The following is a 13,595-nucleotide window of genomic DNA, read 5'->3' on the forward strand; positions in this document are numbered from 1 at the left end:
GATGCGCTGGTTTCTGACCGTTCTGGGTGTGCTCTTTGGCGTTATCGTCTTCCTGTTTCTGGATTATTCGCTGCCGTCGCGACAGACGGTGCGCATCACCGATGCCTATAACCGGCTGACCGATATCGGCGCGAACGCGATCTTTTATGCCTCGCCCGACACCGGCACCGTCCAGAACGCCCAGGGTCAGCGCGACGTGCGTTTCATCAACACCGCGCGCGCCAACGGCAAACCCTATGTCTATCGCAACGAGGATACCGGCTGGATCTGGCCGCCCTATTTCAAATATGACAGCTCGAACCTTCAGGCCGAGGCGACGGATATGCAGTCCAGCGCCGCCTCGCCGCAATGGGTCAGCATCACCTCATATGGGTGGCGGATTTCCTGGGCCTCGATCTATCCCAACGCGATTTCGATGCGGCCGGTCGCGGGGCCGGATGTGCGGCCCTTCAACTGGCCGGCGGTGCTGATTCTGCTGGTTCTGGGGGCGCTGTTGTTCCTGATCTGGCGGATGTGGAACCAGTTTCGCGAACGCACCATCGACCCGGCCGTGCGCTCGGCCGATGAGGCATGGGACCGCATGGACGCCCGCGCCGATGCCGCCCGCGACCACATCGCCGCCGAAACCCGCGAGGCCCAGGGCCGGCTCAGCCGCTGGTGGGCGGGGATCCGGGGCCGCTGAAACCCCGGGCCGGGATCGCGCCACCCGGGCGCCCGCGCGGAACGCCCCTGATACGACGGATCAGGCGCTGCGCAGCCAGCGCAGCCCGGCCTCGGTCGAGGTGCGGGGCGTGTATTCCGCCCCCACCCAGCCGCTGAAGCCGGCGGCATCCACGGCGCGAAAGAAACCGGCATAGTCGATTTCCCCGGCGCGCGGTTCGTGCCGTCCCGGACAGCCGGCGATCTGGATATGGCGCACGTTGCGGGCATGGCGGTGCCAGGTGTCGATGACATCGCCATGGATCATATGCGCCTGATAGACGTCGAATTGCAGGCCCAGATTGGGCACGTCGATTTCGTCGATGATCTGGCCCGCCAGATCGAAGCAATCGAGGAAATAGCCCGGCATGTCGACCCGGTTCATCGGCTCGATGGTCAGGCTGATCTCGGGGGCGCGGGCGCTGGCCCAGGCGAGGTTGCGCAGATAGGTGGCGCGGGCGTCGGGGCCTTCGGCCTTGCCGGCCATGACATGCAGGTGCCGCACCTTCAGGAGTTGCGCATAGCGCAGCGCGCGGTCGAAATCGTGGCGGAAACGCTCTTCGTTGCCCGGTTCGGCGGCAAAGCCGCGCGGGCCGCCCGCCCAGTTCGGCGGCGGCGTGTTCATCAACACGAAAGACAGCTCGCTGGAATGGGCGGCCTGCAACAGCTCTTTCGCGGCCAGATCATAGGGAAACAGGATTTCGACCCCGTCAAAGCCCGCGCGCCTTGCGGCGGCGAATCGCTGAAGCATCGGCAATTCGGTGAACAGATAGGTCAGGTTGGCGGCAAAACGTGCCATACTCAGATCTCCAGAGGAAAGACCGTCCCTCCCGAGTGCACTTCCATACGCCCGCTTTCGGCAGGCATAGCCGCATCGGCCAGTCGGTAGAATGTCTTGCGGTCGATGAGTGCCCAAAGACCGCGGCGAATATGGACATAGGGGCGCGGCGCGTCGGCCGTGCCCCGCATTTCGATCGGATGGTCGGGGCCGGCGACGACACGGTCGCCGACATTCGTGGTAAAGGCGATCTCGGCCCCGATATCGGCATCGGTGGCCAGAAACGGCGCGTCCAGCACCCGGATGCCGACCTTTTCGACCGGGGTGACCAGAAAATAGGCGTCGCCTTCACGCTTCAGGATCGAGGCGAAAAGCCGCACCATTTCGGGGCGCCCGATGGGCGTGCCATTATAGAACCAGCTGCCATCGGGGCGGATTTCCATGTCCAGATCGCCGCAAAAGGGCGGATCCCACAGATGCACCGGCGGCGGCCCCTTTTTCGAGGCGCGCCCTGCGGCTGCTGCGATGCCGGTCGGATCGGTCACAGTATCGTCACCCTGAAATACCATTCCTTGTGGACCCTGCCACAGCTGTCATTAATGTTGTCCTAAAGCAGAACTGGAACATTGTCATGGCCGAGCACGATCACCTGGTAGCACAAGTGCAGTCGCTGACTGCCCGATTGGCGGAAGCCCGCGCAAGCGTCGAGCGGCGTTTCGTCGGCCAGCATTCGGTTGTCGAACAGGTGTTCGCCGCGATCCTGTCGGGGGGGCACGCGCTTTTGGTGGGCCAGCCGGGGCTGGGCAAGACCATGCTGGTCGACACGCTGGGCACGGTGCTGGGGCTGGACACGGCCCGCATCCAGTTCACGCCCGATCTGATGCCCGCCGATATCCTCGGCTCCGAGGTGCTGGACCTGCGCCCCGATGGCAGCCGCGCATTTCGTTTCATCGAAGGCCCGGTTTTTACCCAGCTTCTGATGGCTGATGAGATCAACCGCGCCAGCCCGCGCACGCAATCGGCGCTGCTTCAGGCGATGCAGGAGGGCGAGGTCACGATCGGGGGCGAACACCGCCCGCTGGGCCGGCCCTTCCATGTGCTGGCGACCCAGAACCCGATCGAACAAGAGGGCACCTATCCCTTGCCCGAGGCACAGCTCGACCGGTTCCTGCTTCAGGTCGATGTGGGCTATCCCGACCGCGACACCGAGCGCGCGATCCTGCTGGCCACCACGGGAATTGAGCATGATACCGCCCATGCCGTATTCACGCCCGAGGACCTGATCGCGGCGCAGGCGCTGATCCGGCGCATGCCGGTGGGCGAATCGGTTCTGAACGCGATTCTGGATCTGGTCCGCGCGGCCCGTCCCGGCGCCCCCGAGGCCCCGGGCTGGATGGCCGAAACCCTTGTCTGGGGGCCGGGGCCGCGCGCCGCGCAGGCGCTGACGCTGGTCACGCGGGCGCGCGCCGCGCTCAATGGCCGCTTTGCCCCCACGCTTGACGATGTCGAGGCGATGGCCGCGCCGGTGCTGCGTCACCGCATGGCGCTGAGCTTTGCCGCGCGCGCCCGGGGCGACAGCGTCGAAAGCGTCATCGCGCGGCTGGTGGGTGACCGGATGCAGGCCGCCGCGTGACCGTTTCGGCACAGGAACTGCGCGCCCGGGCCAAGGCGGCCTCGGCCGGTCTGCCGGCGCTGATGCTGTCGGCGGAACGGCTGGCCGCGGCTTTGATGCCGGGCGCCCATGGCCAGCGCCGCGCCGGCCCGGGCGAGGATTTCTGGCAATACCGCCCCGCGACCACGGGCGACAGCGCCCGCAGCATCGACTGGCGGCGCTCGGCCCGTTCGGACGGGCAATTCGTGCGCGACCGTGAGGCCGAGGTGCCGCAATCGGCCTCGATCTGGCTGTCGGCGGCGGCGGGGATGGAACATTCGGGCGGCCCGGGCCGCCCCAGCAAGCGCGACCGCGCCGATCTTTTGGCGCTGGCGCTGGCGATGGCTTTGCTGGCCGGGGGCGAACGGGTGGCGCTTGCCGGCGATCCGCCGCGTCCGGGCCGCGCCCAGGCCGACCGCATCGCCCAGACCTTGGTGACGCGCGCGGCGCTGGAATCCGATGACGATACCCCGCCCGCCCATGCGCTGCGCCCCGGCCAGCGGGTGGTGCTGATCGACGATTTTCTGGGCGATCCGCAGCCGGTGCTGGACTATCTGCACCGCGCCGCCGGGCTGGGCATTCGCGGCGCGCTGTTGCAGGTGCTGGATCCCGACGAAGAGGCGTTCCCATGGACCGGGGCGGTGCTCTTTCGCTCTGCGACCGGCGCGCTGAGCCATGATACCCGCGATGCCGGCGGGCTGCGCGATGCCTATCTGGCGCGGCTGGCCGAACGGCGCCGGCTTTTGGGCGAGGCGGCGCTGAATGCCGGCTGGCGGTTCGGCACCCATGACACCGCCGCGCCGCCCGCGCAGGCGCTCTTGTGGCTCTGGTCGGTATTGGAGGGCTGATGCTGACGCTGGGTTCCCTTGGCTTTCTGACGCCCTGGATTCTGACCGCGCTGGTGGTGCTGCCGGTGATCTGGCTGATCCTGCGCGCCATGCCGCCGGCGCCGAAACTGGTGCGTTTTCCGGGGACGCGGCTTCTGGCGGGGTTGCGCGACGCGCATCCGGTGGCGCGGCATACGCCCTGGTGGCTGCTGTTGCTGCGGGTGCTGGCGATCGCCGCGCTGATCCTGGCTTTCGCCGGTCCGGTCTGGAAGCCGGTGGCAGAGCCGCAGGGGCAGGGGCCGCTTTTGATCGTCATGGATGCCGGCTGGGCGGCCGCGCCCGATTGGCCACAGCGCCAGACGCGCGCCTTGCGGGCCTTGGACCGGGCCTCGGGGGCGGGGCAGGCGGCGGCGCTTTTGGTGGCCGATGGCCGCGAGGATGGCGCGCTGCCCCTGCAACCGGCATCCGAGGTCGCGGCCCGGCTGCGCGCGCTTGTCCCGGCGCCCTGGGAAACCCGCTATCCGGGGAAGCTTGACGAAACCCTTGCCGGGATGCCGGAAACCGGGCTGAACGTGCTTTGGCTCAGCGACGGGCTGGACCATCCCGGACGCGGCGGCCTGCTTTCCGCGCTGGGCGCGCGCGGCGGTGTGACCGTGGTGCCGCCCCTTTCCGCGCCGCAATCGCTGGAACTGGTCGCGGGCGAACGGCCGGCGCTGCGGCTGCGCGTGGCGGGGACGGGGGCGGGGGCGGGGAACCCGCCCGAGGTTCTGGCGCTTGGCCTTGATCCGCAGGGCGCGGCGCGCGAACTGGCGCGGCTGAAACCCGGGGCCGCCCCGACCGGAACCCCGACCGGAACCACGACCCCGACCGAAACCACTATCGATGCCGGCGTGACCACCCATACCCTGCCGATCGAGCTGCCGTCGGAATTGCGCAACCGCATCACCCGTTTTGAAATCGCTGGCCAGCGCAGCGCCGGCGCCGTCGTGCTGGCCGATGACAGCGTACGCCGGCGCAAGGTCGCGCTGGTCGGCGATGACCGCGCCACCGAGGGACAGCGCCTGTTGTCGGCGATGCATTATCTGCGCCGTGCGCTGGCGCCCAGCACCGACCTGATCGAGGGGGGCCTGGGCGATGTGTTGCAGGCCGCGCCCGATGTGATCGTGCTGGTCGATCAGATCGGCCTGCCGGAAAGCGATGCGCTGGCGGATTGGGTCGATCAGGGCGGGTTGCTGATCCGGTTCGCGGGGCCGCGCATGGCGGGTTCGGAATGGCTGCGCGACGAGCCGCTTTTGCCGGTCATGCTGCGCGAGGGCGGACGCGATATCGGCGGCGCGCTGAGCTGGGGCGCGCCGCGTCCGCTGGCGCCGTTTCCCGCCGATGGCCCCTTTGCCGGGCTGGACGTGCCGACCGATGCGACCGTGCGCGCCCAGCTTTTGGCCGAGCCCTCGCCCGATCTGTCGCAGCGCGTGCTGGCGCAGCTGGGCGATGGCACGCCGCTGGTCACGCGCGCGCCCTTTGGTCAGGGACAGCTGGTGCTGTTTCACACCACGGCCAATGCCGAATGGTCTAACCTCGCCATTTCGGGCCTGTTCGTCCAGATGCTCAAACGGCTGGTACAGACCGCGCGCGCCGGCACCGAACAGCCCGATACCGCGCCCGAGGATGACGTTTTCTGGATCCCGCAACAGGTGCTGGACGGTTTCGGGCGCGTGACCGAACCACAGGATCCGGTGTCGGTCGCGGCGGCCGATTTCGCGCGCGGCCCCGCGCCGGGCGCGCCAGCGGGGCTGTATCAGGCCGGCGAACGGGTCGCGGCGCTGAATGCGGGCGGGCCGCTGGTGCTGGCCCAATGGCCCGGTGCCCGGCTTGAGGATGCGGCACAGCTGCCGGGGCTGGATCTGCGCGGCTGGCTGATCGCGCTGGCGGCGCTGCTGTTCGGGCTGGACGCATTGGGCAGCGCATGGCTGGCGCGCGGCGCCCGACCGGGGAAAAGGGCGGCGGCATGAGGTATTTCCTGTTCGTGATCGCGACATTCTGGGCCGCACTGGCCCATGCGCAGGATCAGCCCGATCCCCGGCTGGTGCGTGCCGCCGATGAGGTGGCGCTGGCCTATGTCGTGACCGGGGACGAGGAACTGGACGCCAATTCCGAGGCCGGTCTGCGCGGGCTGTCGCAGGTCATGGCCGAACGCACCACGGTCGAGCCGGGCGCCCCCATCGGCATCGATCTGGATCAGGACGATCTGTCGCTTTTGACCTTTCTCTATTGGCCGGTGACCGACAACCAGCCTTCGCCCTCGCCACAGGCCTATGTGCGGCTGAACCATTTCCTGCGCTCGGGGGGGGTGATCCTGTTCGACACCCGCGACGGCGATATCGCCGGGCTGGGCGGCCCGGATGGCGGTGGCGCGCTGCGCCGGCTGGCCGCGCCGCTGGACATCCCGCCTCTGGCCCCCGTCCCCGAGGATCACGTTCTGACCCGCAGCTTTTACCTGCTCAAGGATTTCCCCGGCCGCTATCAGGGCCGCGCCATCTGGGCCGAGGCGCCCCCCGCCGGGGCCGAGGCTGCGCAGGGCGTGCCCTTTCGCAATCTCAATGATGGCGTCTCGCCGGTCGTCATCGGCGGAAATTCCTGGGCCGAGGCCTGGGCTGTCGATGACAACGGGCTGCCGCTCTTTACCGTCGGGTCGGGCCTCGATGGCGAGCGCCAGCGCGAGATGGCGCGCCGGTTCGGGGTCAATCTGATCATGTATGTGCTGACCGGGAATTACAAATCCGATCAGGTGCATGTGCCCGCGCTGCTCGACCGGCTGCGTCAGGAAGAGGTGATCCAGTGAACGGGCTGAGCTTTGATCCGCTGCTGCCCTGGCCCGTGGTTGCCGCGATTGCGGTGCTGGCGGGGCTGATCGCGATCTGGTCGTTGTGGCGGGGGTTGCGGGGCTGGCTCTGGCGCGGGCTGGCGGGGCTGGCTGCGGCGCTGGCACTGGCGGGGCCGGCGCTGGAATCGGGGATCCGCGACAAGCTTTCCGATATCGTCATCCTTATGGATGACCGCAGCGCGAGCCAGTCTTTGCCGGGCCGCACCGCGCAATCGGATGCCGCCATTGAGGATCTGACGCGCCAGCTTGCCGCCCTGCCGGGGACCGAGATCCGCCGCGTTTCGGTGGGGGACGATGCGGATGGCACGCTGATCGGCACGGCGCTGACCCGCGCGCTGGCGGCCGAGCCGCAGGCCCGCGTCGCCGGTGTCATCGCGGTGACCGACGGTCTGGCCCATGACGCGGCGATGGTGCCGGCGGGGGCGCCTGCGCCGGTCCATGTCCTCTTGACCGGGCAACCCTCGGATTGGGACCGCCGGCTGGTCGTCGAAGAGGCCCCGGCCTATGGCCTGATCGGCCAGCCCGTCACCATCCGCCTGCGCATCGAGGATCAGGGCGCGGTCCCCGACGCCGTCGCCCGCCAGCCGGCGCGACTGCGCATTTCCGTCGATGGCGAGGCCGCGCAGACCGCCGATCTGCCGCCCGGCATGCCCGTCGAATTGCAGGTCGTGCCCGAACATGCGGGCCAGAACGTGGTCTCGATCACCTTTGACGCGCCCGAGGCCACGCCGCCCGAACTGACCGATCGCAACAATGCCGCCGCGATCCAGATTCAGGGCGTGCATGACCGCTTGCGGGTGTTGCTGGTGTCCGGGGAACCGCATGCCGGTGAAAGAACGTGGCGCAACCTTTTGAAATCAGATGCGAATGTCGATCTTATCCATTTCACCATCCTGCGCCCGCCGGACAAGATGGACGCGGTCCCGGTCGATGAGCTGTCGCTGATCGCATTCCCGACGCAGGAACTGTTCATGGAACGGATCCGCGATTTCGATCTGATCATCTTTGACCGCTATCGGGTGCGTGGCATCCTTTTGCCGCAATATTTCGACAGCATCCGTCGCTATGTCGAAGAGGGCGGCGCGGTTCTGGTCGCCGCCGGCCCGGAAATGTCGACGGTCGAAAGCCTGAACCTGTCGCCCCTGGGCACGATCCTGCCGGCGCGGCCGACGGGGCGGATCTATGATCAGCCCTTTCTGCCGCGCCTGACCGAGGATGGCCGCCGCCACCCCGTCACCGCCGGCCTGACCGGCGCGCCCGCCGAAAAGGGCGCGGATGACAACGCGGATCACTGGGGCCGCTGGCTGCGCATGTCGCAGGTGGTGCCCGGGCCGCGCGCGCAGGTGGTGATGACCGGGGCCGAGGATCAGCCGCTGCTGGTTCTGGACCGCGTGGGCAAGGGGCGGGTGGCGATGCTGACCTCGGATCAGGCTTGGCTCTGGGGGCGCGGCTTCGAAGGCGGCGGCCCGCAGCTCGAACTTTTGCGCCGCATCGCGCATTGGTCGATGAAGGAGCCCGAGCTTGAGGAAGAGGCCCTGACCGCCGAGGTTTCGGACGGGCTGACGGTCGAGATCACCCGCCGCACCATGGATCGGCGCGCGGGTCCGGTCACCATCACCGGCCCCGATGGCCAGAGCCGCGAGCTTGCGCTGGCCGAGGCCGGGCCGGGCCGCTTTGCCGCGCGCTGGACGGCGCCGGGGCCGGGCCTTTACCGGTTGAGCGATGGCGAAATCAGCCGTGTGGTGGCGCTTGGCCCCGCAGCCCCCCGCGAATTCGAGGAAACCGTGGCATCGGACACGGCGCTTGCCCCCCTGGCCGAGGCGATGCGCGGCGGCGTGCTGCGCCTGTCCGAGGGCATCCCGCGCCTGCGCCAGGTGCGCGAGGGGCGCCCGGCCCATGGTCAGGGCGTCGGCGGCGAATGGATCGGCATCACCCCGCGCGACGCCGCCACGATAAGCGGGATGACCCACCGACCGCTGCTGCCCGGCTGGGCGTGGCTTTTGCTGATCGCGGGACTGGCGCTGGCCGGCTGGCTGGCCGAGGGGCGCGGCCGCCTGCGCAGGGCGGCCTAGACGCGGCCGAACTTGCCAACCGCCCGCCCCGTTGCTAGGCAAATGAAAACATTTCAAGAGGACCGCCCATGGCCGCCGACGAGACCGCCTATATCCCGCCGACCGAAGCCGATCTGGGCTTGATCAAGCGCATCCTGCCGCATCGCTATCCCTTTCTTCTGGTCGACAAGGTGCGTGACATCGTGCCGATGAAAAGCTGTGTCGGCATCAAGAACGTGACCGCGAACGAGCCGCATTTCGAAGGCCATTTCCCGCAGGAACCGGTGATGCCGGGCGTTCTGATCATCGAGGCGATGGCCCAGACCTCGGCGGTGCTGGTCGGCACCACCATGGATCTGGCCGACAAGGGGCTGGGCACCTATTTCATGTCCATCGACAAATGCCGTTTCCGCCGCAAGGTGGTGCCGGGCGATGTGCTGGAACTGCATGTGACGACCCTGCGCGGTGGCGGCAAGGTCTGGAAATTCGAAGGCCGGGCCATCGTCGATGGCGAGCTTGCCGCCGAGGCCGAGTTCATGGCCATGCTCAGCCGGGGCTGAAATGAGTGGCGATATTCATCCTTCGGCTGTCATCGACCCCGCCGCCCGGATCGGTGCGGGCTGTGAGATTGGCCCGTTCTGTGTCGTCGGCCCGCAGGTCGAACTGGGCCGTGGCGTGGTGCTCAAATCCCATGTCGTGGTGACCGGCGAGACGGTGATCGGCGACGAAACCATCGTCTTTCCCTTTGCCTCGATCGGCGAGGTGCCGCAGGACCTGAAATATCGCGGCGAACGCGCCCGGCTGGAAATCGGCCAGCGCAACCGCATCCGCGAATATGTCACCATGAACCCCGGCACCGAGGGCGGCGGCGGCGTCACCCGCGTCGGCGATGACGGGCTGTTCATGGCCGGAAGCCACGTCGCCCATGACTGTCAGATCGGCGACCGGGTGATTCTGGTCAACAATGCCTCGGTCGCGGGCCATTGCGTGCTAGAGGACGATGTCATCATTGGCGGGTTGTCGGGGGTGCATCAATGGGTGCGCATCGGGCGCGGCGCGATGATCGGCGCGGTCACCATGGTCACCGCCGACGTGATCCCCTTTGGCCTTGTTCAGGGGCCGCGCGGCCATCTGGACGGGCTGAACCTTGTCGGGTTGAAACGCCGCGGCGCCTCGCGCGCCGATATCCACGCGCTTCGCGAAATGCTGGGCAAGCTGGGTCAGGGCAGTTTCCGCGACACGGCGCGGCATATGGTGGACGAGGATCACGGGCCGATGGTGCGCGAGGTGCTGAATTTCATCCTCGGTCCCTCGGATCGCAGCTTTCTGGCGCCGCATCCATGACCCGGACCGCCCTGATCGCCGGCGAGGGCCGGCTGGCCTCTGCCATTGCCGCCGCGCTGGACGCGCCGCTTGTCTATGCGCTGGACCATTTGCAGCCGCAGGTTCCCGCGCGGCCCTTCCGGCTGGAACGGCTGGTGCCGTTTCTGGACGAATTGCTGGATCAGGGGGTGACGCAGGTCGTCTTTGCCGGCGCCATCCGGCGCCCCCGGATCGAGCCGGAGCTCTTTGACCCCCGCACCATGTCCATCGTGCCGCGCATCCTGATGGGGATGCAGTCGGGCGATGACGCGGCACTGCGCGCGGTGCTCGATGTTTTCGAGGAAAGCGGCCTCAAGGTCCTGTCTGCGGACGAAATTATCCCCGATCTGGTACCGGGAGAGGGCGTGTTGACCGGGGAGCCGGGCCCGCGCGATCAAAAGGACGCGGCCCGCGCCGCGCAGATCGTCGAGGGGCTTGGCCCGCTGGATGTGGGTCAGGGCGCGGTCGTGGCACAGGGCCTGTGCCTGGCCATCGAGGCACTGCCGGGCACGCAGGCGATGCTGGAATTCGCGGCCCTGCATTCGGGGCTGAAACCCGATCCCAATGGCGCCCGGGGCGTGCTTTACAAGGCGCCGAAGCCCGGTCAGGACCGGCGCATCGACCTGCCGACCATTGGCCCGGATACGGTGACCCAGGTGGCGGCGGCGGGGCTGGGCGGCATCGTCTGGCAGGCCGGGGGCGTTATCGTGCTGGAACGCGAGGCCGCCATCGCGGCCGCCCGTGCGGCCGGGCTGTTTCTGTGGGCCCGTGCCTGAACAGGTTGCCGGCGATGGGGGAACGCCCGCGCGCCGCGGGTCGTTACCTTCATGCCGATGCGCCCGCTGGGTGGGCGCCGCGAAAAATGTCGAAAGGCAGGGATGCCGATGAAGCTTTTTCTGATCGCCGGTGAGCCTTCGGGCGACAATCTGGGCGCGGCGTTGATGGCCGGGCTGCGCGAGCTGATGCCCGATGTCGAATTCATCGGCGTGGGCGGATCGGCCATGGCCGCGCAGGGGCTGGAAAGCCGCTTTCCGATGGAAGAGCTGTCGCTGATGGGTCTGTGGGAGGTGCTGCCGAAATATCGCGCGCTCAAGGCGCGGATCGCGGAAACCGCGCAGGCGGTGGCCGATGCCCGGCCCGATGCGCTGATCACCATCGACAGCCCCGATTTCTGTCTGCGCGTCGCGCGTCAGGCCCGCGCCCTCTGGCCCGGGCTGCGCACCGTGCATTATGTCGCGCCCTCGGTCTGGGCGTGGCGATCCGGGCGGGCGAAAAAGATGGCCGAGGTCATCGACCATGTGCTGGCGATCCTGCCGTTCGAGCCGCCGCTGATGCAGGCCGCCGGCATGAGCTGCGATTTCGTGGGCCACCCGGTCGTGGCCGAACCCGTCGCCGGTCAGGCCGAGGCCGAGGCCTTTCGTGCCGCAAACGACATCGCGCCCGATCAGCCGCTGATCCTGTGCCTGCCCGGATCGCGCCGGACCGAGGTGTCGCGCCTCGGCCCCCGCTTTGACGAGGCGATGATGCGCCTGCGCGACCGGGTGCCCGAAATCCGCGTGGTGATCCCGACCGTGCACGGGGTGTCGGGGCTTGTGCGCGACATGGCAAGGCGCTGGCCCACCGCGCCGGTCGTGGTCGAGAACCCCCAGGAAAGGCGCGCGGCATTCGCGGCGGCGGATCTGGCGCTGGCGGCTTCGGGGACGGTCAGCCTTGATCTGGCGGCCAATAACGTGCCGATGGTGATCGGCTATGACGTGGCGCCGCTCAGCCGGCTGATCCTGCGGCTGATGCTGAAAACGGATACGGTGACATTGGTCAATCTGGTCAGTGAAACCCGCGCCGTGCCGGAATTTCTGGGCGGCGATTGCCAGCCCGGGCCGATGTCGCAGGCGCTGTTCTGCCTGCTGGAACACCCCGAGGACCGGGGCGAACAGATCGCCGCCATGAACCTTACGATGGAGCGGCTGGGGCGCGGCGGCGAGGCTCCGGGCCTGCGCGCCGCGCGCTCGGTGCTGAACTATCTCAGTTCTGCGCCGCGACCACGATGATTTCGACCTTGTAGTCGGGGGTGGCCAGCGCCGATTCGCCGGTGGCGCGGGCGGGGGCGTGGCCGGCCGGCACCCAGGCATCCCAGACCGCGTTCATTTCGGCGAAATTGGCCATGTCGGCCATCCAGATCTGTGCCGACAGGATGCGGGTCTTGTCCGAACCGGCCTCGGCCAGCAGGCGGTCGATCTGGGCCAGAACCTCGCGGGTCTGCTCGGTCACCGAGGTGCCGGGCTTGCCGACCTGACCGGCCAGATAGACGATGCCGTTATGGATGACGGCCTGGCTCATGCGGGCGCCGGTCTCGATGCGCTTGATCTCGGACATGGGTAGTTTCCTTTCGGGTTGAGCGGCCTCAGAACAGCCGCCAGAAGAACAGCGCCGTCATGCCAAAGCCGATGGCCGCGATCAATGCTCTAAGCCATGCGACCGGCAATCGCCGCGCCACCGGGGCGCCCAGATAGCCGCCCAGAATGGTGCCGATGCTCATCACTGCGGCGGGCAGCCAGGCGACCTGGCCGCCAATGGCGAAGATGACGAAGGAAATCACCGAAAGCGCGAATGACAACCAGCTTTTCAGCCCGTTCATCGCGTTGAGGTTGGTCATCCCCCAAAGCGCAAACAGCGCCAGAAGCACGATCCCCAGCCCGCCATTGAAATAGCCGCCATAGATCGCCACCGGCAGCATGGTGCCGGCGCCAAAGGGGACTACCATGCTGCGATGCCGTCCCGCCCATTCGCGCACCCGCGCACCCCAGATAAAGATCGAGGTCGCCGCCAATAGCAGGAACGGCACCAGCACCGCGAATGCCTCGTTCGGCGAGACCAGCAACAGGCAGGACCCGATGGTGCCCCCGACCAGCGTCCAGATCGTGGTCTTGCGGATGCGCGCGGGGTCGATCTGGGCGATGTCGCGGCGAAAGGCGATGGCCGCGGCCAGATAGCCGGGCAGGGCGGCCACGGTGCTGGTCGCATTGGCCATCACCACCGGCACGCCGCTGGCCACCAGCGCGGGAAAGGTGATGAAGGTCCCGCCACCGGCGACGGCATTCAGCATGCCGCCGAAAAATCCGGCAGCCAGCATCATCAGGGTATCGGTCATAAGTCTTTCGTCCCGCTGCGCGTTTGGGGACATGATTAGCGGTGCCGGGCGGGGGCGTCCAGCGGCGCGGACGGGCTTTGCGCTGTTCCGGGGCATGTCCCGGCCCGGGCCGCGCGCGGGCTTTGGGCACAAATCTCTTGTGACCTTGGCGGGCCTGTGGATTGCTCGGCGCAGAGGTATGGGGAAAAGAGGTTTTAC

Annotated in this window: 14 protein-coding genes; 10 read left to right on the top strand and 4 right to left on the bottom strand. The window is 68.2% G+C overall.

From position 1 onward, the window contains the following. Nucleotide 1: 1 nt before the first annotated feature. Nucleotides 2-682 (top strand): DUF1523 family protein, encoded by a 681-nt coding sequence (locus ACFOMH_RS12945; RefSeq protein WP_377744933.1) that lies wholly within the window; start codon nucleotides 2-4, stop codon nucleotides 680-682. Between the two features lie 60 nt (nucleotides 683-742). Here ACFOMH_RS12945 and ACFOMH_RS12950 read toward each other — a convergent pair whose 3' ends face one another. Both ACFOMH_RS12950 and ACFOMH_RS12955 read right to left on the bottom strand, forming a co-directional pair. Further along, nucleotides 743-1,498 carry a hydroxypyruvate isomerase family protein gene (locus ACFOMH_RS12950; protein WP_374423312.1) on the bottom strand — a complete coding sequence of 252 codons (756 nt, stop codon included), beginning with the start codon at nucleotides 1,496-1,498 and terminating at the stop codon, nucleotides 743-745. A 2-nt stretch (nucleotides 1,499-1,500) separates the two neighbouring features. Continuing rightward, a complete protein-coding gene (locus tag ACFOMH_RS12955; RefSeq protein WP_377744935.1) occupies nucleotides 1,501-2,046 on the bottom strand; it encodes a DUF1285 domain-containing protein in 546 nt (181 codons plus the stop codon). A gap of 62 nt (nucleotides 2,047-2,108) precedes the next feature. On the opposite strand from ACFOMH_RS12955, the gene ACFOMH_RS12960 reads away from it, so the two are divergent. The 9 genes from ACFOMH_RS12960 to lpxB all read left to right on the top strand — a co-directional run bounded on the left by ACFOMH_RS12960 (nucleotide 2,109) and on the right by lpxB (nucleotide 12,297). Then, entirely contained in the window at nucleotides 2,109-3,110 is a 1,002-nt protein-coding gene (locus tag ACFOMH_RS12960) for an AAA family ATPase (protein ID WP_374423316.1), read from the top strand. Further along, nucleotides 3,107-3,976 carry a DUF58 domain-containing protein gene (locus ACFOMH_RS12965; protein WP_374423318.1) on the top strand — a complete coding sequence of 290 codons (870 nt, stop codon included), beginning with the start codon at nucleotides 3,107-3,109 and terminating at the stop codon, nucleotides 3,974-3,976. Before ACFOMH_RS12960 ends, ACFOMH_RS12965 begins: the two co-directional genes overlap by 4 nt. After that, nucleotides 3,976-5,964: a BatA domain-containing protein gene (locus ACFOMH_RS12970; protein WP_377744937.1), complete on the top strand. Its 1,989-nt coding sequence runs from the start codon at nucleotides 3,976-3,978 to the stop codon at nucleotides 5,962-5,964. The genes ACFOMH_RS12965 and ACFOMH_RS12970 overlap by 1 nt, the downstream gene beginning before the upstream one ends. Then, complete coding sequence (locus ACFOMH_RS12975) at nucleotides 5,961-6,794, top strand: DUF4159 domain-containing protein (protein ID WP_377744939.1); 834 nt, start codon at nucleotides 5,961-5,963, stop codon at nucleotides 6,792-6,794. Before ACFOMH_RS12970 ends, ACFOMH_RS12975 begins: the two co-directional genes overlap by 4 nt. Beyond that, a complete protein-coding gene (locus tag ACFOMH_RS12980) occupies nucleotides 6,791-8,908 on the top strand; it encodes a hypothetical protein (protein WP_377744941.1) in 2,118 nt (705 codons plus the stop codon). The genes ACFOMH_RS12975 and ACFOMH_RS12980 overlap by 4 nt, the downstream gene beginning before the upstream one ends. A gap of 68 nt (nucleotides 8,909-8,976) precedes the next feature. Next, a complete protein-coding gene (gene fabZ / locus ACFOMH_RS12985; protein ID WP_377744943.1) occupies nucleotides 8,977-9,447 on the top strand; it encodes a 3-hydroxyacyl-ACP dehydratase FabZ in 471 nt (156 codons plus the stop codon). A 1-nt stretch (nucleotide 9,448) separates the two neighbouring features. Next, on the top strand, nucleotides 9,449-10,231 hold the full coding sequence (gene lpxA, locus ACFOMH_RS12990) for an acyl-ACP--UDP-N-acetylglucosamine O-acyltransferase (protein ID WP_374423328.1): 783 nt from the start codon (nucleotides 9,449-9,451) through the stop codon (nucleotides 10,229-10,231). Then, a complete protein-coding gene (locus ACFOMH_RS12995) occupies nucleotides 10,228-11,025 on the top strand; it encodes an LpxI family protein (protein ID WP_377744944.1) in 798 nt (265 codons plus the stop codon). Before lpxA ends, ACFOMH_RS12995 begins: the two co-directional genes overlap by 4 nt. 108 nt (nucleotides 11,026-11,133) lie before the next feature. After that, on the top strand, nucleotides 11,134-12,297 hold the full coding sequence (gene lpxB / locus ACFOMH_RS13000; RefSeq protein ID WP_377744946.1) for a lipid-A-disaccharide synthase: 1,164 nt from the start codon (nucleotides 11,134-11,136) through the stop codon (nucleotides 12,295-12,297). On the opposite strand, the gene ACFOMH_RS13005 is transcribed toward lpxB, so the two are convergent. Both ACFOMH_RS13005 and ACFOMH_RS13010 read right to left on the bottom strand, forming a co-directional pair. Further along, entirely contained in the window at nucleotides 12,272-12,622 is a 351-nt protein-coding gene (locus tag ACFOMH_RS13005; RefSeq protein ID WP_374423334.1) for a RidA family protein, read from the bottom strand. The two genes, lpxB and ACFOMH_RS13005, sit on opposite strands and share 26 nt — an antisense overlap. 28 nt (nucleotides 12,623-12,650) lie before the next feature. After that, nucleotides 12,651-13,397 (bottom strand): sulfite exporter TauE/SafE family protein, encoded by a 747-nt coding sequence (locus tag ACFOMH_RS13010; protein WP_377744947.1) that lies wholly within the window; start codon nucleotides 13,395-13,397, stop codon nucleotides 12,651-12,653. Nucleotides 13,398-13,595 lie beyond the last annotated feature (198 nt).

It is taken from the genome of Paracoccus mangrovi (genome assembly GCF_042648425.1).
Taxonomy (GTDB): domain Bacteria; phylum Pseudomonadota; class Alphaproteobacteria; order Rhodobacterales; family Rhodobacteraceae; genus Paracoccus; species Paracoccus mangrovi.

Bases quoted from the DNA above. Each gene is read 5' to 3' on its own strand.
- ACFOMH_RS12950 (WP_374423312.1), bottom strand. From the start codon at position 1,498: ATGGCACGTTTTGCCGCCAACCTGACCTATCTGTTCACCGAATTGCCG.
- ACFOMH_RS12970 (WP_377744937.1), top strand. From the start codon at position 3,976: ATGCTGACGCTGGGTTCCCTTGGCTTTCTGACGCCCTGGATTCTGACC.
- ACFOMH_RS12995 (WP_377744944.1), top strand. From the start codon at position 10,228: ATGACCCGGACCGCCCTGATCGCCGGCGAGGGCCGGCTGGCCTCTGCC.
- ACFOMH_RS12955 (WP_377744935.1), bottom strand. From the start codon at position 2,046: ATGGTATTTCAGGGTGACGATACTGTGACCGATCCGACCGGCATCGCA.
- ACFOMH_RS12960 (WP_374423316.1), top strand. From the start codon at position 2,109: ATGGCCGAGCACGATCACCTGGTAGCACAAGTGCAGTCGCTGACTGCC.
- ACFOMH_RS12975 (WP_377744939.1), top strand. From the start codon at position 5,961: ATGAGGTATTTCCTGTTCGTGATCGCGACATTCTGGGCCGCACTGGCC.
- ACFOMH_RS13010 (WP_377744947.1), bottom strand. From the start codon at position 13,397: ATGACCGATACCCTGATGATGCTGGCTGCCGGATTTTTCGGCGGCATG.
- lpxA (WP_374423328.1), top strand. From the start codon at position 9,449: ATGAGTGGCGATATTCATCCTTCGGCTGTCATCGACCCCGCCGCCCGG.
- ACFOMH_RS13005 (WP_374423334.1), bottom strand. From the start codon at position 12,622: ATGTCCGAGATCAAGCGCATCGAGACCGGCGCCCGCATGAGCCAGGCC.
- fabZ (WP_377744943.1), top strand. From the start codon at position 8,977: ATGGCCGCCGACGAGACCGCCTATATCCCGCCGACCGAAGCCGATCTG.
- lpxB (WP_377744946.1), top strand. From the start codon at position 11,134: ATGAAGCTTTTTCTGATCGCCGGTGAGCCTTCGGGCGACAATCTGGGC.
- ACFOMH_RS12945 (WP_377744933.1), top strand. From the start codon at position 2: ATGCGCTGGTTTCTGACCGTTCTGGGTGTGCTCTTTGGCGTTATCGTC.